This window comes from Melaminivora jejuensis (assembly GCF_017811175.1).
Classification (GTDB): Bacteria; Pseudomonadota; Gammaproteobacteria; order Burkholderiales; family Burkholderiaceae_C; genus Melaminivora; species Melaminivora jejuensis.
Genome location: NZ_JACWIJ010000002.1, coordinates 2886320 through 2908309, shown reverse-complemented (window position 1 = coordinate 2908309; position 21990 = coordinate 2886320). Strand labels below are relative to the sequence as shown.

At 70.2% G+C, this 21990-nt stretch carries 22 protein-coding genes; 10 read left to right on the top strand and 12 right to left on the bottom strand.

Going from position 1 to position 21990, the window contains the following annotated elements; translation table 11 throughout:
• Positions 1-254 precede the first annotated feature (254 nt).
• The gene (locus IDM45_RS13760) at positions 255-2204 is read left to right on the top strand and encodes a methyl-accepting chemotaxis protein (RefSeq protein WP_209423363.1); all 1950 of its coding nucleotides are present in this window, start codon (positions 255-257) and stop codon (positions 2202-2204) included.
• Here the strand turns inward: IDM45_RS13760 and IDM45_RS13755 are convergent.
• A complete protein-coding gene (locus IDM45_RS13755; protein WP_209423362.1) occupies positions 2191-2472 on the bottom strand; it encodes a YkgJ family cysteine cluster protein in 282 nt (93 codons plus the stop codon). The two genes, IDM45_RS13760 and IDM45_RS13755, sit on opposite strands and share 14 nt — an antisense overlap.
• Positions 2473-2529: 57 nt before the next feature.
• Positions 2530-3132: an NADPH-dependent FMN reductase gene (locus IDM45_RS13750; RefSeq protein ID WP_209423361.1), complete on the bottom strand. Its 603-nt coding sequence runs from the start codon at positions 3130-3132 to the stop codon at positions 2530-2532.
• Positions 3133-3314: 182 nt separating this feature from the next.
• Between IDM45_RS13750 and mnmG the strand changes: the two genes are divergently transcribed.
• The 7 genes from mnmG to IDM45_RS13715 all read left to right on the top strand — a co-directional run bounded on the left by mnmG (position 3315) and on the right by IDM45_RS13715 (position 10116).
• Positions 3315-5279, top strand: coding sequence for a tRNA uridine-5-carboxymethylaminomethyl(34) synthesis enzyme MnmG (gene mnmG, locus IDM45_RS13745; protein ID WP_209423360.1), 1965 nt, complete (start codon positions 3315-3317; stop codon positions 5277-5279).
• A complete protein-coding gene (rsmG, locus tag IDM45_RS13740; protein WP_209423359.1) occupies positions 5276-5965 on the top strand; it encodes a 16S rRNA (guanine(527)-N(7))-methyltransferase RsmG in 690 nt (229 codons plus the stop codon). Before mnmG ends, rsmG begins: the two co-directional genes overlap by 4 nt.
• Positions 5966-6103: 138 nt before the next feature.
• Entirely contained in the window at positions 6104-6718 is a 615-nt protein-coding gene (locus IDM45_RS13735) for a LysE family translocator (protein WP_209423358.1), read from the top strand.
• Between the two features lie 53 nt (positions 6719-6771).
• Entirely contained in the window at positions 6772-7566 is a 795-nt protein-coding gene (locus IDM45_RS13730) for a ParA family protein (protein ID WP_209423357.1), read from the top strand.
• Between the two features lie 108 nt (positions 7567-7674).
• Positions 7675-8229: an RBBP9/YdeN family alpha/beta hydrolase gene (locus IDM45_RS13725; protein ID WP_209423356.1), complete on the top strand. Its 555-nt coding sequence runs from the start codon at positions 7675-7677 to the stop codon at positions 8227-8229.
• A 10-nt stretch (positions 8230-8239) separates the two neighbouring features.
• Positions 8240-9181, top strand: a complete 942-nt coding sequence (locus IDM45_RS13720; protein WP_411828424.1) for a ParB/RepB/Spo0J family partition protein — start codon at positions 8240-8242, stop codon at positions 9179-9181.
• 167 nt (positions 9182-9348) lie between these two features.
• Complete coding sequence (locus tag IDM45_RS13715; RefSeq protein ID WP_209423354.1) at positions 9349-10116, top strand: class I SAM-dependent methyltransferase; 768 nt, start codon at positions 9349-9351, stop codon at positions 10114-10116.
• Positions 10117-10171: 55 nt separating this feature from the next.
• Here the strand turns inward: IDM45_RS13715 and IDM45_RS13710 are convergent, their stop codons facing one another.
• The 7 genes from IDM45_RS13710 to def all read right to left on the bottom strand — a co-directional run bounded on the left by IDM45_RS13710 (position 10172) and on the right by def (position 15530).
• A complete protein-coding gene (locus tag IDM45_RS13710; RefSeq protein WP_209423353.1) occupies positions 10172-10756 on the bottom strand; it encodes a FlgO family outer membrane protein in 585 nt (194 codons plus the stop codon).
• Between the two features lie 14 nt (positions 10757-10770).
• Positions 10771-11469: a hypothetical protein gene (locus IDM45_RS13705; RefSeq protein WP_209423352.1), complete on the bottom strand. Its 699-nt coding sequence runs from the start codon at positions 11467-11469 to the stop codon at positions 10771-10773.
• Positions 11470-11645: 176 nt separating this feature from the next.
• On the bottom strand, positions 11646-12839 hold the full coding sequence (locus IDM45_RS13700; RefSeq protein WP_209423351.1) for a phosphoglycerate kinase: 1194 nt from the start codon (positions 12837-12839) through the stop codon (positions 11646-11648).
• Positions 12840-12935: 96 nt separating this feature from the next.
• Positions 12936-13283 carry an AzlD domain-containing protein gene (locus tag IDM45_RS13695; RefSeq protein ID WP_209423350.1) on the bottom strand — a complete coding sequence of 116 codons (348 nt, stop codon included), beginning with the start codon at positions 13281-13283 and terminating at the stop codon, positions 12936-12938.
• Positions 13280-14038, bottom strand: a complete 759-nt coding sequence (locus IDM45_RS13690; RefSeq protein WP_209423349.1) for an AzlC family ABC transporter permease — start codon at positions 14036-14038, stop codon at positions 13280-13282. Before IDM45_RS13690 ends, IDM45_RS13695 begins: the two co-directional genes overlap by 4 nt.
• The gene (gene fmt, locus IDM45_RS13685; protein ID WP_209423348.1) at positions 14035-15015 is read right to left on the bottom strand and encodes a methionyl-tRNA formyltransferase; all 981 of its coding nucleotides are present in this window, start codon (positions 15013-15015) and stop codon (positions 14035-14037) included. Before fmt ends, IDM45_RS13690 begins: the two co-directional genes overlap by 4 nt.
• Positions 15012-15530, bottom strand: coding sequence for a peptide deformylase (def, locus tag IDM45_RS13680; RefSeq protein ID WP_209423347.1), 519 nt, complete (start codon positions 15528-15530; stop codon positions 15012-15014). The genes fmt and def overlap by 4 nt, the downstream gene beginning before the upstream one ends.
• A gap of 152 nt (positions 15531-15682) precedes the next feature.
• Here def and IDM45_RS13675 point away from each other — a divergent pair, with 152 nt between their 5' ends.
• Together IDM45_RS13675 and IDM45_RS13670 are read left to right on the top strand one after the other, a co-directional pair.
• A complete protein-coding gene (locus tag IDM45_RS13675; protein ID WP_209423346.1) occupies positions 15683-16888 on the top strand; it encodes a LysM peptidoglycan-binding domain-containing protein in 1206 nt (401 codons plus the stop codon).
• 47 nt (positions 16889-16935) lie between these two features.
• Positions 16936-18186 carry a DNA-processing protein DprA gene (locus tag IDM45_RS13670; RefSeq protein ID WP_209423345.1) on the top strand — a complete coding sequence of 417 codons (1251 nt, stop codon included), beginning with the start codon at positions 16936-16938 and terminating at the stop codon, positions 18184-18186.
• A 68-nt stretch (positions 18187-18254) separates the two neighbouring features.
• On the opposite strand, the gene IDM45_RS13665 is transcribed toward IDM45_RS13670, so the two are convergent.
• From IDM45_RS13665 to IDM45_RS13655, 3 genes are all read right to left on the bottom strand, one after another.
• Positions 18255-19838, bottom strand: coding sequence for a GGDEF domain-containing protein (locus IDM45_RS13665; RefSeq protein ID WP_209423344.1), 1584 nt, complete (start codon positions 19836-19838; stop codon positions 18255-18257).
• A 220-nt stretch (positions 19839-20058) separates the two neighbouring features.
• A complete protein-coding gene (locus tag IDM45_RS13660) occupies positions 20059-21120 on the bottom strand; it encodes a homocysteine S-methyltransferase family protein (RefSeq protein ID WP_209423343.1) in 1062 nt (353 codons plus the stop codon).
• The gene (locus tag IDM45_RS13655; RefSeq protein WP_209423342.1) at positions 21117-21980 is read right to left on the bottom strand and encodes a LysR family transcriptional regulator; all 864 of its coding nucleotides are present in this window, start codon (positions 21978-21980) and stop codon (positions 21117-21119) included. Before IDM45_RS13655 ends, IDM45_RS13660 begins: the two co-directional genes overlap by 4 nt.
• Between the last annotated feature and the right edge of the window lie 10 nt (positions 21981-21990).

The window sequence follows — 21990 nt, the reverse complement described above, 5'->3', positions numbered from 1 at the left end:
TGGCGCCCGGGCCACCGGGATGCTAGCCCGGATGGCGCAGGTCTGCCGGCGCTGCCTGCCCATGCGCCGCCCATCGGCGGGGTGCGGCGGCGCTACATTTGGCTGCGGCGGTGCGCTGCCGCCTGCCCCCCGGAGGCCCTGTCGGCCCACGGGCGGCAACAAGATCATCACAGCAAAAAAAACAGAGGGGATTCCATGCAGATATTGCGTTCCTTGTCGCTGCGCGCCCAGATGCTGCTCATGCTGGTGGGGTGGTGGCAGCTGGCCTGGGCCTGACCCTGGCCGTGCTGATGGCCCGCACGGCAGAGCTGGAGCAGACCGCCGCCCTGCGCCATGCCCAGACGCTGGCCGAGAGGCAGGGAGATGCGGCGGCGCAAGGCCTACGCCAGGCCCTGACCACAGCGCAGACGCTGGCTGCCAGCCTGCAGGCCTTGCACCAGACGCAGTTGCCGGCAGCGCAAAAGCGCGGCCTGGGCGATGCCATCCTGCGCACCGCCCTGGAGCAGGCCCCGCGGCTGAACGGCACCTGGTCGGGCTGGGAGCCGGACGCCTTCGATGGCGACGACGCTGCCTTTGCTGGCGCCCCCCACCACGACGCCACGGGGCGCTATCTGCCGTATTTCTCGCGCAATGGCGCCAATGGCAGCGTCACCCAGGCCCTCATGGAAGGCTACGAGCAGCCCGGCGTGGGCGACTACTACCTCAAGCCCCGGGCCAGCCGCAAGAGCGTCCTGATCGAACCCTACGCCTATGAGTTCGAGGGCCGGCAACTGCTCATGACCACCTTGGCCGTGCCGGTGCTGGACGGTGGGCGCTTCGTCGGCGTGGCCGGCAGCGATCTGATCCTGGCCGAGCTGCAGCAGCAGGTGCAGGCCATCCGCCTCTATGACAGTGGCTATGCCAGCTTCTTCGCGCAGGGCGGCACCTATGTGGGCGACCGCGATGCCGAGCGGGTAGGCCGGCAGCCCGATGCCGCAGCCCTGGGCATGGATGCTGCCCAGTTCGCCGCCTGGCAGCAGGCCTTGCACGGCGGCAAGCCCTTCGTCACCGAGGTCGATGACCCGCGCCTGGGCAGCCGGGCCACTTATGTGCAGGTGCCCATCCGCTTCGAGGGTCTGGATACGGCCTGGGCGCTGGCCACCATCGTGCCGACGCAGGAGGTGCTCAAGGACTTGCACGCCCTGCAGTGGCTGGCCGGTGCGCTGGCGCTGGTCAGCATTGCTGTGACCTGCCTGGTGCTGGGCTGGGGGTTGAATCGCCTGGTGCTGCGGCCCTTGGGCGGCGAGCCGCGCGATGCCGCAGCGCTGGCGCAGCGCGTGGCTGCAGGCGATTTGAGCCAGCCGATCGCCGTGCGCGCGGGCGACGACTTCAGCCTGATGCACCACCTGCAGCACATGCAGGAGGGCCTGCGCCGCGTGGTGGCGCAGGTGCGCGAGGGTGCGCACGGCGTGGCCACGGCAAGCGCGCAGATCGCCAGCGGCAATCAGGATCTGTCGGGCCGCACGGAAAGCCAGGCCAGCGCGCTGCAGCAGACGGCGGCCTCCATGGAGCAGGTCGGCAGCACCGTGCAGCACAACGCCGACGGCGCCCGCAGCGCCAGCCGGCTGGCCCAGGAGGCGGCGGACATCGCCAGTCAGGGCGGCGCGGCGGTGGCCCGGGTAGTGGCATCCATGCAGGATATGCGCAGCAGCAGCGAGCGCATCGCCGACATCATCCAGGTCATCGACTCCATCGCCTTCCAGACCAACATCCTGGCGCTCAACGCCGCTGTCGAAGCCGCGCGCGCCGGCGAGCAGGGCCGGGGCTTTGCCGTGGTGGCCGGCGAGGTGCGCACTTTGGCTGGGCGCAGCAGCGCAGCGGCGCGCGAGATCCGCCAACTTATTGGTGCCAGCGTGGAGCAGGTGGCGCAGGGCACGGCACAGGTCGATGCCGCCCGGGCCACCATCGAGCAGGTGGTGCGCGCCATCGAGCGGCTGAATGTGCTGGTGCGCGACATCAGCGCCGCCAGCCAGGAGCAAAGCAGCGGCATCGCCCAGGTCGGCGAGGCGGTCACCCAGATGGATCAGGTGACCCAGCAAAACGCTGCGCTGGTCGAGGAAATGGCGGCTGCCGCTGCCAGCCTGAATCAGCAGGCCGAGGCCCTGGTGCAGACCGTGGCGGTCTTTCGGCTGGCCGCCGGCGGGGCGCAGCTCATGCGCCCGTGACGCCGCCCGGCTGCACCGGCGCAGTCTCGCGCTCCAGCCGGGCCAGCCAGGCCAGCGCCTGCCCGCGCGAGTCGCCGCACATCTCGGGCGCGGGCGCCAGGCCGGCGCAGCAGGCCGGGCGCTGCGGCTGGCCGAAGATGGCGCAGCGGCTGTCCTCGCCCAGCTGCACGCAGCGCACACCCGCCGGCTTGCCGTGCGGCATCCCCGGGATGGCCGAGCTGATGGAGGGCGCGATGCAGCAGGCGCCGCAGTCCGGGCGACAGTCCATGATCGCTACTTTTTTAGTAGCTGTAATCGCTTGCCAGACAAGGGTTTTAGCCGGATTTCATGCGGATTCAGGCGCCGAGGCAGCGCCGTGCAGCCGTGCAGCGGCCCACAGCACCTGCCGCACCACCGCCTGCACCTGCTCATGCTGGGCCGCATCGGGCAGCGCGCCGTGTTCGTCGAAGGCGCTGGCGGCGCGTGCCAGGGCGTACTGGCGCGGCGCCAGCCAGCAGCCCAGGTTGATGAGCAGCGGCGCCAGGTGGCCCTGCGCACGCAGGCCACCCAGGGCGCCGTTGGACGCACTGAGCATCCCGACCACCTTGCCGGCAAAGGGCCGGCTGCCATCGGCGAAGACCGGATGCCCGGCCACCGGGCTGGAGGCCCAGTCCAGCGTGTTCTTGAGCAGGCCGGTGTAGCTGCCGTTGTACTCGGGCGAGGCAATGATCCAGGCCGGGTGGGCGTCCATGATTTCCTTGAGGTGGATGACGTCCGCCGGCGTGCCGCGCGCTTCCAGGTCGGCGTGGTACATGGGGATGTCGAAATCGGCCAGCTCCAGCAGCGTGACCTGGGCGCCGGCAGCGCGCCCAATCTGTGCGGCCACGGCGGCCAGGCGGCGGTTGAAGGACTGCTGGCGCGTGCTGCCGGCGAAGACGAGGAGTTTCATGGAGGGAGCATTCATGGCGGGTGATTGAAGCACAGGCGTCGGCGGCTCGGCGGCGGCCATGTTCCACGTGAAACATGCAGGCTGACCCCGGTGCTGCGCCATTTTGGTGGAGGTGGGAAAATTGCGGGTTTTCCCGGCAGCCATCCTCCGGTGCCTGCCATTTTTTTCATCGAGCACACGCCATGCTGTATCCCCAGGAATTTGACGTCATCGTCGTCGGCGGTGGCCATGCCGGCACCGAGGCGGCGCTTGCCAGCGCGCGCATGGGCTGCGCCACGCTGCTGCTCACGCACAACATCGAGACGTTGGGCCAGATGAGCTGCAACCCCAGCATCGGCGGCATCGGCAAGGGCCATCTGGTCAGGGAGGTCGATGCCCTGGGCGGCGCCATGGCGCTGGCCACCGACGAGGCCGGCATCCAGTTTCGCACCCTCAACAGCTCCAAGGGCCCGGCCGTGCGTGCCACGCGCGCGCAGGCCGACCGCATTCTGTACAAGGCCGCCATCCGCCGTGTGCTGGAAAACCAGCCCAACCTATGGCTGTTCCAGCAGGCGGTGGATGACCTGCTGATCGAGGGCGACCGGGTGGCAGGGGCCGTCACGCAGATCGGCCTGCAGTTTCGCGCCCGCGCCGTGGTGCTGACGGCGGGCACTTTTCTGGACGGGCGCATCCACGTCGGCCTGCAGAATTACGCCTCGGGCCGTGCGGGCGACCCGCCGGCGGTCACGCTGTCGGCGCGCCTCAAGGAGCTGCAATTGCCGCAGGGGCGCCTCAAGACCGGCACGCCGCCGCGCCTGGACGGGCGCAGCATCGACTTCTCGCAATGCCAGGAGCAGCCCGGCGACGGGATGCCTGGCGGCGTCAACGAGGGCCACCTGCCGGTCTTCAGCTTCATGGGCTCGGCCGACCTGCACCCGCGCCAGGTGCCGTGCTGGATCACCCACACCAACGAGCGTACGCACGACATCATCCGCTCGGGGTTCGACCGCAGCCCCATGTTCACCGGCAGGATCGAAGGCGTGGGGCCGCGCTACTGCCCCAGCGTCGAGGACAAGATCAACCGCTTTGCCGACAAGGACAGCCACCAGATCTTTCTGGAGCCCGAGGGCCTGACCACGCACGAGTTCTACCCCAACGGCATCTCGACCAGCCTGCCCTTCGACATCCAGATTGCCCTGGTGCGCTCCATGCGCGGACTGGAGAACGCGCACATCCTGCGTCCGGGCTACGCCATCGAGTACGACTACTTCGACCCGCGCGCGCTCAAAAGCAGCTTCGAGACGCGGCAGATCCAGGGCCTGTTCTTTGCCGGCCAGATCAACGGCACGACGGGCTACGAGGAAGCAGCGGCGCAGGGTCTGTTCGCCGGCCTGAACGCCGCGCTGCAGTGCCGGGGCCAGGCGCCCTGGGTGCCGGCGCGCGATGAGGCCTACCTGGGCGTGCTGGTGGACGACCTGATCACGCGCGGCGTGACCGAGCCGTACCGCATGTTCACCAGCCGCGCCGAGTTCCGCTTGCAGCTGCGCGAGGACAACGCCGACATGCGCCTGACCGAAATCGGCCGGCGCCTGGGCCTGGTCGATGACGCGCGCTGGGAGCGCTTCAGCCGCAAGCGCGATGCCGTGGCGCGCGAGAGCGAGCGCCTGAAAGCCACCTGGGTCAACCCGCGCAACCTGCCGGCAACCGAGAGCGAGCGCGTGCTGGGCAAGGCCATTGAGCATGAATACAAGCTGTTCGACCTGCTGCGCCGCCCGGACGTGGACTACGCCAGCCTGATGAGCCTGGACGGCGGCAAGTACGCCAGTGCCGATGTTTCACGTGAAACGCTGGGCGCGCTGGCGGACAGCGTAGCCCTGCAGGTGGAGATCGCCGCCAAGTATTCGGGCTATATCGAGCGCCAGAGGGACGAGGTGCAGCGTGCTGCGCACTACGAAAGGCTGCGCCTGCCCGAGGAGCTGGACTACAGCCAGGTGCCGGCCCTGTCCATCGAGGTACGCCAGACCCTGCAGAAACACCGCCCCGAGACGCTGGGCCAGGCCTCACGCATTGCGGGCGTCACGCCGGCGGCGATTTCGCTGCTGCTGGTACACCTCAGGCGCGGCGGCTTCAAGGGCTTTGCCGCTGCCGAAGCGCAGGACGCCGCATGAGTGCCGAACAGCATCTGGAAGCCGCGCTGCGTGCCGGTGCGGCAGAACTGGGCCTGGCGCTGCAGCCCGCGCAGGTGCAGCAGCTGCTGGACTTCCTGGCGCTGCTGCACAAGTGGAACCGGGTCTATAACCTGACGGCGCTGCGCGCGCCGCAGGACATGCTGACGCATCATCTGCTTGACAGCCTGGCGGCAGTGCCGCCGCTGCTGCGCTATCTCCAATCCATGCAGGAGCGGGAGCAAGAGCAGGGCAGGGCGCTGCAACTGCTCGATGTCGGCTCGGGCGGCGGCTTGCCGGGCGTAGTGTTTGCCATCTGCTGCCCGCAGCTGCAGGTGCATTGCGTGGACACGGTGGCCAAGAAGGCGGCCTTCATCCAGCAGGCGGCGGCCACCCTGCGCCTGGGCAACCTGCGCGGCATCCACGCGCGGGTGGAGAGCCTGAGCGGCCCCTACGACATCATCAGCAGCCGCGCCTTTGCCGCGCTGGCTGACTTCACCGCTTGGTCACGCGCGGCGCTGGCGCCGCAGGGCGTCTGGCTGGCCATGAAGGGCAAGCTGCCCGGCGACGAAATCGGGCAACTGCCGCCCACGGTGCAGGTGTTTCACGTGGAACAACTCGCTGTGCCGCAACTGCAGGCCGAGCGCTGCATTGTCTGGCTGCGCCCGGCGGGTGGGGAGCCGTCTTGAGGTGAGTGGGCGGGCCTCTCGTGCGTTGCGCGTTGAGCGATGAGTGTTTTGCGTGAACATCCTGCACAACGCACCCAGGCTAAGCGCTCCACCCCCCGGCTACACTTGCCGGCTGTCCACGCCCAACTCGCAGGAAACATGTTCGGCATTTCCGACTACGGCGCCTTTGTCGCGGCCATCGTGCTGTTCCTGGCCATCCCCGGCCCGGGTAATCTGGCCCTCATCACCTCCACCGGCAAGGGCGGCGTGCGCGCCGGGCTGGCGGCGGGCTTTGGCGTCATCGCTGCCGACCAGGTGCTGATGTGGACGGCGGTGGCTGGCGTGTCGGCCCTGCTGGCGGCGTATCCGGCGGCCTTCCATGCCGTGCAGTGGCTGGGCGCGGCCTATCTGGCCTGGCTGGGCTGGAAGATGCTCACTGCCAAGCCGGGCGCGGCGCCGGTGCTCAGGATGCAGCCACGGCAGTATTTCCGCCAGGGCGCGCTGATCACGCTGCTCAACCCCAAGGCCATCGTGTTCTACATGGCCTTCTTCCCGCTGTTCGTCGATCCGCAGCGCCACCAGGGCCTGCTCACTTTTGCCGTCATGGCGGCGACCATTGCCGCGCTCACCTTTCTCTACAGCTTGATCGTGGTGTTGCTGACCCAGCATCTGGCCGAGCGTATGCGGGCCAATCCGCGCATCGCCCAGGTGCTGGAAAAGACCGCCGGCACCTTCCTGATCGGCTTTGGCATCAAGCTGGCCCTGGCGCCCTGATTGCCGCCCTGTCCATCCCCTTTCTTCCCATTTCGTTGCCGTCACACTCTCGCATGGCCAAGATTTTCTGTATCGCCAACCAAAAGGGCGGCGTCGGCAAGACCACCACCACCGTCAACCTGGCCGCCGGCCTGGCCAGGATTGGCCAGCGCGTGCTGCTGGTCGATCTCGATCCGCAGGGCAACGCCACCATGGGCTCGGGCGTGGACAAGCGCACGCTTGCGCGCAGCGTCTATGACGTGCTGCTGGGCGAATGCAGCGTGGCCGAGGCGGCAGTGCCCGCTGCCCAGGCCGCCGGCTACCAGGTGCTGGGCGCCAACCGAGAACTGGCCGGCGCCGAGATCGAGCTGGTCAGCCTGGAGCAGCGCGAAAAGCGCTTGAAAACCGCGCTGGCGCAGGTCGATCGACAATTCGACTTCGTGCTGATCGACTGCCCGCCGTCCCTGAGCCTGCTGACCCTCAACGGCCTGTGCGCCGCGCACGGCGTGGTCGTGCCCATGCAGTGCGAGTATTTCGCCCTCGAAGGCGTGACCGACCTGCTCAACACCATCCGCCAGGTGCATGGCAACCTGAACCCCGATCTGCAGATCATCGGCCTGCTGCGCGTCATGTTCGACGCGCGCATCACGCTGCAGCAACAGGTCAGCGAGCAGCTCAAGGAGCACTTCGGCGACAAGGTCTTCGACACCGTGATCCCGCGCAACGTGCGCCTGGCCGAAGCGCCCAGCCACGGTCTGCCCGGCGTGGTGTTCGATGCCAACGCGCGCGGCAGCCAGGCCTTCATCGCCTTTGCCCAGGAGATGGTGCAGCGCGTCAAGCCGCGCCGGCAGCCTGGAGCGAAAGGGTGAGCGTCGAGCGGTGCGCATGGTGCGGAAAATGCCTTTATTTCAGGTAAAAACAGCCGCAAACCCTTACTGGGCAAGCGGTTGCAGCTATTAAAAAGATAGTAAAACTCCATGCAGGAAGAAGCACAGGTTCTCTTGCTGCCCGGCTGGCAGAACTCCACCGAAGGCCATTGGCAGACCGAGTGGGAGCAGGCCTTGGGCTACCAGCGCGTGCAGCAGCACGACTGGCTGCGCCCCAGGCGCGGCGACTGGTGCGCGCGCCTGGAAGAGGCCGTGCTGGAGGCGCCCGCGCCCGTGGTGCTGGCCGCGCACAGCCTGGGCTGCATCCTGGTGGCCTGGTGGGCCGCGCATTCGCGCCACACGCACAAGGTGCGCGGCGCGCTGCTGGTGGCGCCGGGCGATGTCGAGCAGCCCGGCGTGGGCGAGTTGATTCCCGGCTGGCTGCCGATTGCGCGCCAGCCGCTGCCCTTTGCCGCCACGCTGGTGGCCAGCAGCGACGACCCGTACTGCAGCCTGGAGCGCGCCCACGAGCTGGCGGCGCACTGGGGGGCGCGCTTTGCCCCGGCCGGCGCCTGCGGGCACATGAATGCCGAGTCCGCCCTGGGCCTGTGGCCGCAGGGCCAGGCACTGCTGCGGCCCCTGATGAATGGCACAAGCGAGGACTGAAGGACACATGGTGACCAAGCCATCCAAGAAACCCAAGGGCCTGGGCCGCGGGCTGGAGGCCTTGCTCGGCCCCAAGGTGCCCGAGCAGGCCGAACGCGATCAGGCGGCGCAGGCCGGCCAGCCCTCCAGCCTGGCGCTGGAGCAGCTGGTGCCCGGCCAGTACCAGCCGCGCACGCGCATGGACGAGGGCGCACTGTACGAGCTGGCCGAGAGCATCCGCGCCCAGGGCATCATGCAGCCCATCCTGGTGCGCCGGCTGGGCGAGGGCGAGCACGCCGGACGCTACGAGATCATCGCCGGCGAGCGGCGCTTCCGGGCCGCCCGGCTGGCCGGTCTGGACGAGGTGCCGGTGCTGGTGCGCGACGTGCCCGACGAGGCCGCCGCCGCCATGGCGCTGATCGAGAACATCCAGCGCGAGGATCTGAACCCGCTGGAGGAGGCCCAGGGCCTGCAGCGCCTGGTGCGCGAGTTCGGCCTGACGCACGAGCAGGCCGCGCAGGCCGTGGGCCGCTCGCGCAGCGCGGCCAGCAATCTGCTGCGCCTGCTCAACCTGGCCGAGCCGGTGCAGACCATGCTGATGGCGGGCGACTTGGACATGGGCCATGCGCGCGCCCTGCTGGCGCTGGACAAGGCCGGCCAGATCACCGCCGGGCACCAGATCGCCGCGCGCAAGCTGTCGGTGCGCGAGGCCGAGGGCCTGGTCAAGAAGCTCGGCGCCGAGGCCGAAGGGGCTGCGCCGGCCAGGGCGGCGCGCACGGACAAGCCGCGCGATGTGCGCCGGCTGGAGGAGGAGCTGTCCGACCTGTTGACCGCCGAGGTCGAGATCCGCGTGAAAAAGCGCGTGCGCCGCGCCGGGCGCATGGAGGAGCTGGGCGAGGTGGCCATCCAGTTCGGCTCGCTGGATGCGCTCAACGGCCTGATCGAGCGCCTGCGCGGCGGCGCGGGCGAGTAGCGCGTGGCCGGGCGCCCGTGCGCGGCATGGCTGCCCGGATGCGGGCCTGCAGCCGCCTCGGCGGGCCTGGCAACAGCTCCTGGGCCGCAGTTGCCGCGTCTCTTGCTTGCTGCCCCAGAGGCACGCTTTCAGCATCCTGTGAAACACCGCCCCGTGCCCGCCCAGCCATGCGTCTGAAGCTGCCCTGGCCGCTGCCGGCCCTGCTGGCCTGGGCCGGGGCGTGGCTGTTGTACCTGGCCAGCGCGCGCGCCCTGGGGCCGCTGCCGGCCATGCTGCTGGCCAGCGTGCTAGGCCTGGTGGCCGGCGCGCTGCTGCGCAACTGGTGGCGCCGGGCGCTGGTGGCGCTGGGCTTTCCGCTGTCGCTGGCCCTGTCGGGCGCGGCCACGCTGCCGGCCTGGGCCTGGCTGCTGCCGCTGGCCGCGCTGCTGCTGCTGTACCCGGTGCAGTCCTGGCGTGATGCGCCGCTGTTTCCGACGCCGGCCCAGGCACTGGCTGGGCTGGCCGAGCGGCTGCCCCTGCCGCCCGGCGCCTGCGTGCTGGACGCCGGCTGCGGCCTGGGCCACGGCCTGCGCGCCCTGCACGCGGCCTATCCGCAGGTGCGGCTGGAAGGCGTCGAATGGAGCCGCCCGCTGGCGCTGCTGTGCCGCCTGCGCTGCCCGTTTGCGCGCGTGCGGCGCGGCGACATGTGGGCGCTGGACTGGGGCGGCTACCAGGTGGTCTATCTGTTCCAGCGGCCCGAGAGCATGGCGCGCGCGGCGGCCAAGGCGCAGCAGGACATGGCGCCGGGCAGCTGGCTGGTCAGCCTGGCCTTCGAGCTGCCCGGCCAGGTCGCGCAGGCCCGGCTGCAGACCCTGCCGGGACGCGAGGTCTGGCTGTACCGCCTGCCGCTGGCCGTGCCAGCCACGGCGGCCCAGGCCACGGGCGGCAGTCCATGAAAAAGGCCGCCCGGGCAGGGCGGCCTTGCGTGCCGTGGCAGCGCTGCGCGCGGCTTCAGCGCGGCAGTGCCAGCAGGCGGTTGATGTCGCGGTCGTTGGGCAGGGCGTAGTCGTGCGCGCGGATGATGCGGCTGTCCTCGGTACGCACCAGCTTCAGGCTGATGTAGGTGTAGTGGGCAGCCGGCGAGAAGGTGCCAACCACGACCATCGAGGCGTTGTGGTTGCGTGCGATGTCCTTGAGCTCGCGCGACAGCAGCAGCTCGCCGGCGCCTTCCTTGACGAAGATGTCGCCGCGCAGCTTGATTTCCTTGACATCGAAGCCGGCCATGGCCATGGCGCTGGCGTACTGCTCGGACAGCGTGCGGCCCAGCGGCGAGGACATGCTCATGTCGTTGACGTTGACCACGGTGGCCACCAGCACTGGGCCGGGGCCGGTGATGCTGGTGTCCAGGCGTTCGACCAGCTGGCCGATGGCGTCGCGGCTGCTTTGCAGCAGCGGAGCGCGGGCGGCGTCGGCATAGGTCGGCTCGACGCGCAGCGGCTGGGGCGGCTGCGTCTGGAACTGCGAGCAGCCAGTGGACAGCAGTGCGGCACCGGCCAGGGCGCCGAGCAGCGCCAGGGAGCGGGGCTTGTTGCTCATCGTCGTCTTCGTACTCATTGCGCCACCACCTGCATGGGAGTGGGGCGGTATTGCGGGGGCGGCGGCAGCGGGCGCAGAAACAGCGGCACGTCGGCGTTTTCCAGGTAATAGACGTCGGTCTTGCGCACCAGGTATTGCCCGCCGCGCGCCACCGTGGTGGTCAAGACCAGCTCGGTGTTGGTCGGGCCGCCGGAGTTGATGCTGGCGGCAAAGTCCGCCGCGCCGGCCAGGCCCAGCGTGGCCAGCAGCTTGGCATCGATGTGCTCATGGCGCAGGCCGTAGGCGGCCATCAGGCCGGCGGCGATCATGGTGTACTGGCCGGGGATGACGTGCGGACGGTCGCTGTTGTGGCGTACCAGCTGCGTGGTGTAGCTGACCTCCAGGCCGGCGCCGGGCTGCTGCTGCACCACGGCGCCGCGCTGCACCATCTGGGTGATCAGGAAGTCGCGGAACGCCAGATCGAAGGAGCTGGGGTTGGGCGGCAGCGCCACGTGCAGCGGCGCGTCCTGGCCGAAGCCGATCTGCGCCAGCGAGGCGCGCGTTTGCTCGACCACATCGCTGGACAGCAGCTCCCAGTGCCCGGCGGAGCGCACCTTGTGCTGGCTGGTCTGCTCGAAATTCTTGGCCAGCGGAATCGGCGCACTGCCGCAGCCGGCCAGCGCCAGTGCAGCTGCTGCGGCTGCAGACAGGCCCAGGGCCTTGATCAAGGACATGAATCCCTCCTGATTGGATGAATGGATACGGCGTGCCGTCTGCAAATGATTCTGATGGCTCACCGGGGTAATGACAAGTTTTGCGCCTGCAGCGCACCAACGCCGCGCGGGCCGGTGTTGTTTTGCCGGCATGTCGGCGTGGCCTGCCGAGGTTTCGGCCCTGGTGTCCTGCAGCTTCAGCCGGCAGCGCGCTTTTGCAGAATTTCGAAGGCTGGCAATTCTTTACCCTCCAGCACCTCCAGGAAGGCCCCGCCGCCGGTGGAGATGTAACCAACCTTGTCTTCGATGCCGAATTTGGCGATCGCCGCCAGCGTGTCGCCGCCGCCGGCGATGCTGAAGGCGCTCGATGCGGCAATGGCCTGGGCGATGGCGCGCGTGCCCCCGGCGAACTGGTCGAACTCGAACACGCCTACCGGGCCGTTCCAGACGATGGTGCCGGCGGCCTGCAGCTGCACGGCCAGGCGGGCGGCGGTTTCCGGGCCGATGTCCAGGATCAGGTCGTCGTCCTGCACATCCTGCGCGCGTCTGACCGTGGCTGGGGCATCGGCGGCAAAGGCCTTGGCCACCACCACGTCGGTCGGGATGGGCACCTGGGCGCCGCGTGCGGCCATGGCGTCGATGACGGCGCGGGCCTCGCCCACCAGGTCGGCCTCGGCCAGGCTCTTGCCGATGGGCAGGCCGGCGGCCAGCATGAAGGTGTTGGCGATGCCGCCGCCGACGACCAGGCCATCGACCTTGCCGGCCAGGCTTTGCAGGATGGTCAGCTTGGTGCTGACCTTGGAGCCGGCGACGATGGCCACCAGGGGGCGCTTCGGTGCGGCCAGGGCGCGCGTGAGCGCGTCGATCTCGGCGGCCAGCAGCGGGCCGGCGCAGGCCACGGGGGCATATTCGGCGATGCCGTAGGTCGTGCCCTCGGCGCGGTGCGCGGTGCCGAAGGCGTCGTTGACGTAGATGTCGCACAGTTGCGCCATCTTCCTGGCCAGCGCCGGGTCGTTCTTCTTCTCGCCCGGGTTGACGCGGCAGTTCTCCAGCAGCACGACCTGGCCGGGCGCCACGCGCACGCCGTCCACCCAGCCGGCCAGCAGCGGCACCTCGCAGCCCAGCAGCTCGGCCAGGCGCGCGGCCACCGGGGCCAGCGAATCTTCGGGACGCAACTGCCCTTCCTGGGGCCGGCCCAGGTGGCTGGTGACCATGACGGCGGCGCCGGCGTCCAGCGCCATGCGGATACAGGGCACGGAGGCGCGGATGCGCGTGTCCTCGGTGATGTGGCCGGCGGCATCCTGCGGCACGTTCAGATCGGCGCGGATGAACACGCGCTGGCCGCGCACGCGGCCTTGCTCGCACAGGTCGGAGAAACGAAGAATCTGCATGGTCGGGAAAGTCTGCAAGAGCGCCGGCAGGACTGGCGCAAGGGGAGGAGACGGGACGGGGGACTTGGCGCGCGATTCTAGGCGGCCTGCTGCCGGCTACCAGCCCAGCCCGATGTGCAGCGGCAGATAGACTGCCATGCCGACCACGATGGTGCCCAGAATGCCCCGGCGCCAGAAGTAGTAGCCGCAGGCCAGCAGCACGGCGGGTACCCGCGCGTCGGCCAAGGTCTGGATCAGCGCGCCGCCGGTCATCAGGATTTCCGGCGCGATGACGCCGGCCAGCGCCGCCAGGGGCGCGTATTTCAGGCCCCGGCGCAGCCAGTCGGGCAGGGGCAGCTCGCGTTCGGGCAGCATGAAAAAGGCCCGGGTGATGAGCGTGATGATGGCCAGGCCCACGATGGCCAGCACCGCCCAGAGCCAGGACTGCAGCGCGTCTGCGCTCATGCCGACGGCCCCCGCGCGCGCTGCTGCGCACGCTGCAGGGCGCGGCTGGCGGCCTCGGCGCCCAGGCCGGTGGCGACGGCAGCGACGATGGCCAGCAGGATGTTGAGCTTGAGCGGCAGCGCGAAGGCGGCAATCGCCGCCGTGCCGGCCACCAGCGTGGCCAGCCAGCTGGTGCGGTCGCCCAGCATGGACAGCAGGATGCCCAGCAGCGCCAGCACGCCGGCAAAGCCCAGGCCCCAGGACAGCGGGATGACGTTGGCCAGTGCGATGCCGGCCAGCGACGGCAGCTGCCAGGCCAGCCAGTTGGACACGGCCGAGCCCCAGAAATAGGGCACCTGCTCGGGCGCTGGCTGGGGCTGCGGGAAGCGCTTGAGAAAGGCCACGAAGATCACGTCGCCGCTGAAATAGCCCAGCAACATGCGGTGCCAGCGCGGCAGGTGGGCGAAGTAGCTGCGCCACATGCTGCTGAAGATGACGAAGCGCAGGTTCACGCAGGCGGCGGTGAGCCAGATGACCCACAGCGGCGCGCCGGCGGCCAGCAGCGGCAGTACCGACAGCTGCGCGCTGCCGGCATAGACGAGGAGCGACATGAAGACCGCCAGCCCCGTGGGCAGGCCGGTCTTGACCATGGCCACGCCGGTGACCAGACCCCAGGCGGCGATGCCCAGGCCGGTGCCCAGCATGTCGCGCGCACCCAGGCGCGTCCAGGGATTGGCCAGCCAGGCGCGCAGTGCCGTGCGCGCAGCGGCGCTCATGCGCTGGCGCCCAGCACCAGGCCTGGGGCGAGTGCCGCGCCGCGCAGGAAGTCGCGCGCCGCCAGGCGCTTGCCGCCGGGGCGCTGCAGCTCGGTCAGCACCAGCACCGTGCCATCGCCGCAGGCCACATGCAAGCCAGTATCGTTTGCCAGCAAAATCTGGCCTGGAGCCTTGTCTGGCAAGCGCTGACAGCTATCAATCTTGCAGTCCCAGACTTTCAGCGTCTCGCCTTGCAGCGTGGTTGCTGCGCCCGGGAAGGGGTTGAAGGCGCGCACCCGGCGGGCGATGACCTCGGCGCTGTCGCGCCAGTCGATGGCGGCCTCGGCCTTCTCGATCTTGTGGGCGTAGGTGATGCCCGCCGAGCCATCCGGCGGCTGCGGCGTGGCCTGCAGGCGGTCGGCCTGGGCGTCGGCCAGGGCCTGCACGATGAGCTGGCCGCCAAGCTGCGCCAGACGGTCGTGCAGCGTGGCCGTGCTGTCGTGTGCGGCAATCGGCACGCTGCGGCGCAGCAGCATGTCGCCAGTGTCCAGGCCGGCGTCCATCTGCATGATGGTGATGCCGGTCTCGGCGTCGCCGGCCTCGATGGCGCGGTGGATGGGAGCGGCGCCGCGCCAGCGCGGCAGCAGGCTGGCGTGGATGTTCAGACAACCTCGCGGGGGAGCATCGAGCGCCCACTGCGGCAGGATCAGGCCGTAGGCGGCGACCACCATGACCTCAGCCTGCGCTGCGGCGATGGCGGCCTGGGCGGCGGCGGCGTCTTCGGGGTATCTGCCGTCCAGGCGCAGGCTGCGCGGCTGCGCCACGGCGATGCCGTGCTGCATGGCCAGTTGCTTGACCGGCGAGGCCTGCAGCTTCATGCCGCGCCCGGCGGGGCGGTCGGGCTGGGTCAGCACCAGCGGCACCTCGTGGCCGGCGGCCAGCAGCGCGGCCAGCGCCACGCGGGCGAACTCCGGCGTGCCGGCGAAGATGACTTTCATGCGCGCGCTGGCGGCTGCGCCCTGTGCTGCTTGAGCAGCTTGGTCTTGATGCGCCCGCGCTTGAGCGGCGAGAGGTATTCCACGAAGACCTTGCCCATCAGGTGATCCATCTCGTGCTGGATGCACACGGCCAGCAAGTCCTCGGCCTCGATCAGGCGCTCGCGGCCCTGCTCGTCCAGCGCGCGCACGCGCACGGCCAGCGCGCGCTCCACGCCGTCGTAGATGCCGGGCACGGACAGGCAGCCCTCCTCGCCCAGGCGCGTCTCGGGGCTGGCCCAGAGCAGTTCGGGGTTGATCAGCACCTGCGGCTGGTTGCGCTCCTCGGACACGTCGATCACGACAATGCGCTCGTGGATGTCCACCTGCGTGGCCGCCAGGCCGATACCCTTGGCGTCATACATGGTTTCGAACATGTCGCGGACGATGGCGCGCACGCGCTCATCGACCGTGGCGACGGGCTGGGCGACCTTGTGCAGGCGCGGATCGGGAAAGCAGAGAATGGATAGCAGGGCCATGGTTGCAAGGCGAGTGTTTCGACATTTTCGCCACTTTGCCCTGCCGGCGCGCCGCCCTGTCGCAATAATCGTTGCCCGTTCAAGGGCTTGGAACCAGAATCGCCGCACAGCCAGCGCCGCTGCACGGCCAGTGAGAGGGACATATTTTTCCGATGGATCATCAGCACCACCCCCTGAAAGCCCTGGCGGCTCTGGCCAGCGTCGTCGCGCTGCTGGCCCCGGCCAGCCAGGCACACAGCCAGAGCGTCACCGATGCCCAGCGCGCCACCGCCCAGCAGGTGGCCGAGCGCGGCGTGCCGCTGGCCGAGCTGGCTGCCGGCGCCCCCGACACCTACGTGGTGCAGCGCGGCGACACCCTGTGGTCGATTGCGGCGCTGTACCTCAACCGTCCCTGGCGCTGGCCCGAGCTGTGGGGCATGAACCTGCAAAGCGTCGCCAACCCGCACCTGATCTACCCCGGCCAGACGCTGTACCTGGAGCGCACCGGCGGCCACGCGCGCCTGCGCACCAGCCGCGCCGGCGCTGCGCCGGGCAACGAAACGGTGCGGGTATCGCCGCACACGCGCAGCGAGAGCCTGTCCTCGCTGGCCGTCCCCACGCTCAAGGCCCATCTGATCGAGCCCTTCCTGGCCGAGCCGCTGGTGGTCGATGAGCGCGAGCTGGCCCTGGCGCCGCGCATCATCGCCGCGCAGGAAGAGCGCTTCGTGCTGGGCAGCGGCGACCGCGTCTATGCACGCGGCCCGCAGAGCAGCCCGCTGGAGCTGGAGACCGGCTCGCCGCGCAAGTGGCGCATCTTCCGCAACGCCACGCCGCTCAAGGATCCCGTGACCGGCCAGGTGCTGGGCTACGAGGCGCACTTCGTCGGCCAAGCCACGCTGGTGCGCGGCGAGTCCGTCGAGCAGGCTGTCAACGCCAAGGGCGAGGCCTTCAGCGAGATCGTGCCGGCCACGGTGCAGCTCAGCCGCACGGTCGAGGAGGTGCGCATCGGCGACCGCCTGCTGCCCGCGCCCGAGCGCACCTTCAGCAACTACGCCCCGCACGCCCCGCGCGAGGATGTCGAGGCCGCCGTGGTCTCGCTGTATGGCGGCACGGCCATGCGCTACGCTGGCCAGAACGCCGTCATCGCCATCAACCGGGGCAGCGACGACGGCCTGCAGGCCGGCCACGTGCTGCGCCTGATCACGCGCGGGCGCACCCTGGTGGACAAGACCGATGAAGACCGGGCCAGCGTGCGCCTGCCGCACGAGACCAACGGCCTGGCCATGGTGTTCCGCACCTTCGAGCGCGTGTCCTACGCGCTGGTGCTGCAGGCGCAGCAGCCAGTGGTGGTGGGCGACCGCCTGACCAACCCCGACTGAGCAGCGCCAGCGCTGCCGTCCCAGCGACCCCGACTGCCCCAAGCCCCATGGAGCGCGACGAGCTGACCGCCTGGCTGCGCCTGACGACCACGCCGGGCGTCGGACGCACCAGCGCGCGCCGGCTGCTGGCCGCCTACGGCCTGCCGCAGGAGGTCTTTGCGCACACGCCTGCCGACTGGCGCCAGCACCTCGCCCCGGGGCCGGCGCAAGCCCTGGCGCAACTGCCGCCCCGGCTCGATGAGCAGATCGGGCGTACCTGGCAGTGGCTGCACGCCGGCGCCGAAGCGCCCGAGGCTGCCGGCCTGCGCCGCGCCATCGTCACCCTGGGCGATGCGGCCTATCCGCCGGCCCTGCTGGAGACACCCGACCCGCCGCTGCTGCTGTACCTGCTGGGCGCTGCCGAACTGCTCGATGCCGGCCAGCCTTTCGCGCCCACAGCCTGCCTGGCCGTGGTCGGCAGCCGCAACCCCACGCCCCAGGGCCGCGAGAACGCCCGGCAGTTCGCCCGGGCGCTGGCCGGGCAGGGCCTGTGTATCGTCTCCGGCCTGGCGCTGGGGGTGGACGCTGCGGCGCACGAAGGCGCGCTGGCGCTGGCCGAGGGCGGCCCTGCCGGGGCTGCAGATGCCCCCGGCATGTCCAGCACGCCCGGCGCTCCCCGCACGGCCCGCACCATTGCCGTGGTCGGCACCGGGCTGGATCGCGTCTATCCGGCAGCGCATCGCAGCCTGGCGCAGCGCATCGCGCGCCACGGCGTGCTGGTCAGCGAATATCCGCTGGGCGCGCCGCCGCTGCCGGCGCACTTCCCGCAGCGCAACCGCATCATCTCCGGCCTGGCGCTGGGTACGCTGGTGGTCGAGGCAGCGCCGGCCTCGGGTTCGCTCATCACGGCGCGCATGGCGGCCGAGCAGGGGCGCGAGGTGTTCGCCATTCCCGGCTCGGTACACGCCCCGCAGGCGCGCGGCTGCCACGCGCTGATCCGCGACGGCGCCACGCTGGTGGAGACGGCGCAGGACGTGCTCGACGAGTTGCGTCCAGTGCTGGCACGGCAGCAGGCCGACGGCGGCAGTGGCGCCGGCAGCGCTGCCGATCGCGGCAGCGAAGGCAGCGACAAAGGCAGCGACGAGAGCAGCGACGAGGTGCTGCAGGCGCTGGGCCATGACCCTGCCGGGCTGGACGCGCTCATCGCCCGCACCGGGCTGGACGCCGCCCGGCTGCAGGTGCGGCTGCTGGAGCTGGAGCTGGACGGCCAGGTGGCGCGCCTGCCCGGTGGTCTGTTCCAGCGCATGGCGCGTGCCTGATTGAATCTTTTTTGATAGCTGTCAGCGCTTGCTGGATAAGGGTTTGAGCCGGTTTTGGCTGTAATTCCTCAACCCTCCTCCCCGAGGGTGGTGGCACAGGCCTGGTCGCGCCTGGCGTGCTTGGCGGCATACAGCTGGGCGTCGGCAGCCTCCAGCAGCTGCTGGGCGCTGTGCATCCCGTCCGCCAGGGTGGCCACGCCGATGCTGATGGTCAGATAGGGAGGCTCGGCCAGGGTGTTGGGCAGGTTCAGCGCCGCCACCCCGGCGCGCATCCGTTCCGCCACGGCACGGGCCTCGCTGGCGCTGGTGTCGGGCAGCAGGCAGACGAATTCCTCGCCGCCATAGCGCGCCGCCAGATCGGTGGGCCGGGCGGCGGCCTGGGCCAGCACCTCGGCCACGGCGCGCAGGTAGTCGTCGCCGGTGGCGTGGCCGTAGTGGTCATTGACGCGCTTGAAGTGATCCAGGTCGATCATCAGCAGGCTCAGCGGCGAGGCGGTGCGCTGCCAGCGGCCATGCTCGCGCGCCAGCGTCTGGTCGAACAAGCGCCGGTTGGCCAGCCGGGTCAGCGCATCGGTATGGCTGAGCTGCTCCAGCTCGGCATTGGCGGCCTGCAGCGCGTGCTGCTGCTGCAGGATGCGCTGGTGGCTGTGCGCCAGGCTGCGCGCCAGATGGCGGTACTTGCGCAGGGCGATGCACGCCGCCAGCGCCAGCAGCACGGCCAGCGCCACGGCGGCCTGCATCAGCGTGCCCTGGCTGCGCTGGCGCACGTAGCGCTCGATGAACTGGCGCTCGCCGTCCTCGTGCGCCTGCAGCGACAGCGTGGTGTCGATGACGGCCAGATAGCGGTCGAAGACGGCAGCCAGGTGCCGGTGCTGCGCCGAGCGGGTCAGGTAGAAGCGGTACTGGCGCGGATAGGAGCGCAGCGTGTGGATCACCTCCAGATCGAACAGCTCATGGCGAAAGCGTTGCTCGGCAAAGAAGTCGGCGTTGAACACCGCCACGTCGATGCGGTCGTTGCGCAGCGCCTCGAACAGGCCGGCGGAGGTGGTGATCTGGTTGAAGGCCAGCAGCTGCTCGGCGGGCACGATGTCCTGCAGCACCGGGCGCAGCGCCACGCCATCGATCAGGCCGACGCGGTAGCGTGCCAGGTCGGCGGTCTGCGCCACCGCCAGGCGCCGCCCCTTGCGCGCGATGACCACGTAATAGCTGTCGTAGAACGGCGCCGTGAAGGTGCCCAGGCGCTCGCGTTCGGGCAGATGGCTCAGGGGCAGGAACAGATCGACCTGGCCGTCCTGCACCTGCTGGATCTTCTGCGCCACGGTCAGCTCGGGCGCGGCCACGAATTCATAGCCCAGGCCCAGCTGCGTGGTGATGAAGCACAGTACATCGACGGCAATGCCGCTGTAGCCGCCCGCCTGGTCAGGGGCCGACAGCGGCGGCGCGCTCACGGCCAGCACCTTCAGCGGCGGTAGCTGGCCCAGGATGGCCAGCTCCTGGGCGTCCAGCTCGACGGGCTGGATCAGGCGGATGCGCTCGGCGCCCTGGCAGGGCGCTGGCGCAGCCTCTGCTGCAGCCGCGCTGGCGCAGGCCACCGCCAGCAGCGCTGCAACGATACGGGCGGACTGCCGAAGCAGCCGGGGCAGCGCGATCATGCGGACGGGAATCTCCGGGGCAGGGGGGAGACAGGCGGCCACCGTGGCTGCCTGAAACTGCCAATCATCGCCCCTGGCGGGCTTGTCTGGACAGGGGCAATCTGTCAACAAGTTTGCATCGGGCGGGGCGCACGGGACTGGCTGGGCGCGAACTGCCGGATATTGCGCAAGGGCGCAAGCGCGCAAAAACCGCAGGGTCTTTCAGGCCAGCCGCGTGCCTTCAGGCCGCTGCCGCGAACAGCCGGCGCGTGCCCACTGGCGCCACGGCGCGGGCGATCGCGCCGATGTGCTCGGGCGTGGTGCCGCAGCAGCCGCCGACGATGTTGACCAGCCCCTCGGCGGCGAATTCGTGTACCAGGCGGCTGGTGACCTCGGGCGTTTCGTCAAAACCCGTGTCGCTCATCGGGTTGGGCAGGCCGGCGTTGGGGTAGCAGCTGATGAAGGTGTCGCCGGCCACGCGCGCCAGCTCCTGGATGTAGGGGCGCATCAGCGCTGCGCCCAGGGCGCAGTTCAGGCCCACCGACAGGGGCCGGGCGTGGCGCACGCTGTGCCAGAAGGCGGTCACCGTCTGGCCGCTCAGGATGCGGCCCGAGGCGTCGGTCACCGTGCCGCTGATCATGATGGGCAGGCATTCGCCGGTTTCCTCGAACACCTCGTCGATGGCAAACAGCGCGGCCTTGGCGTTGAGCGTGTCGAAGATCGTCTCGACCAGCAGCACGTCGGCGCCGCCGTCCATCAGGCCGCGCGTTTGCTCGTGGTAGGCGGCGCGCAGCAGCTCGAAGGTCACGTTGCGTGCGCCGGGGTCGTTCACGTCGGGACTGATGCTGGCGGTCTTGGGCGTGGGGCCGAGCGCGCCGGCGACAAAGCGCGGCCAATCGGGGGTGCTGAACTTGTCGCAGGCCGCGCGCGCCAGGCGGGCGCTTTGCAGATTCATCTCGTAGGCCAGTTCGCCCATGCCGTAGTCGTCCTGGGCAATCGACGTGGCGCCGAAGGTGTTGGTCTCGATCAGGTCGGCGCCGGCGGCCAGGTAGCCCTCGTGGATGTCCTGGATCACGTCGGGACGGGTCAGGCTCAGCAGTTCGTTGTTGCCCTTCACGTCGCGCGGGAAGTCGGCAAAGCGCGTGCCGCGGTACTGGTCTTCAGTCAGCTTGAAGCGCTGGATCATGGTGCCCATGGCGCCATCGAGGATGGCGATGCGCTTGGCCAGGATGGCGGGCAGCTGCCGGGCGCGGGTGTAGGCGGGCAGGGCGGGGCGGACAGGGTGGGCGGGTTGCTGGCTCATGGTGGCGGCGATTGTAGGAACGCCGCCTGCAGGCAGCCGCGCGCGCAGTCAATGAAGGCCTGCAGCGCAGGGCTATCGATCTCCTCGTGCCAGACCAGTGCGCCCACCGCCGGATGGCGCAGCCCGGCGATCGGCACGAAGCGCACGCCCTGCAGCCCGGCGCGCGCCAGCGACGCCGGCACCAGCGCCACGCCCATGCGCAGCGCCACCAGCGACACCACGGTCAGCCACTGGCGCGCCGCGTGGCGCGTGCGCGGGTGGATGCCGGCGCGCTGCAGCAGCGCAATCACGTTGTCGTGGTTGGCCGGCGCCGCATCGCGCGCGAACATGACGAAGCTCTCATGCCCCAGCTCGCGCAGCGGCACGGCCTTCGTGTGCGCCAGCGGATGCTCCTGCGGCAGGCAGCACACCAGGTGGTCTTCGGTCAGCGGCAGGTGCGCCAGGCGCGGCGCCAGCGCCAGCAGCTGCTCGCTGGACGACAACTCGCGCAGCTGCACCTCGATGCCCGGCGCGCGTGCGGCAAAGGCGTGGACGATGCGCGGCATGTCGCGATACGCCATGGAGCCGGTAAAGCCGATGTCCAGCCGCCCGGCCAGGCCGGCGGCCACGGCGCGCGCGGCCTCGGCGGCACGCTCCACGTGGTCGAGCACGGCGCGCACTTCGACCAGGTAGGCATGGCCGGCCGGGGTCAGGGCGACGTGCTTGCTGCTGCGCTCGAACAGCCGCACGCCCAGGCCCTGCTCCAGTGCCTTGATGCCCGAGGACAGCGGCGGCTGCGTGATGCACAGCCGCTCGGCGGCGCGGCCAAAGTGCAGCTCCTCGGCCAGCACGGCGAAGTAGCGCAGCAGATGCAGTTTCATGGGCGCGCAT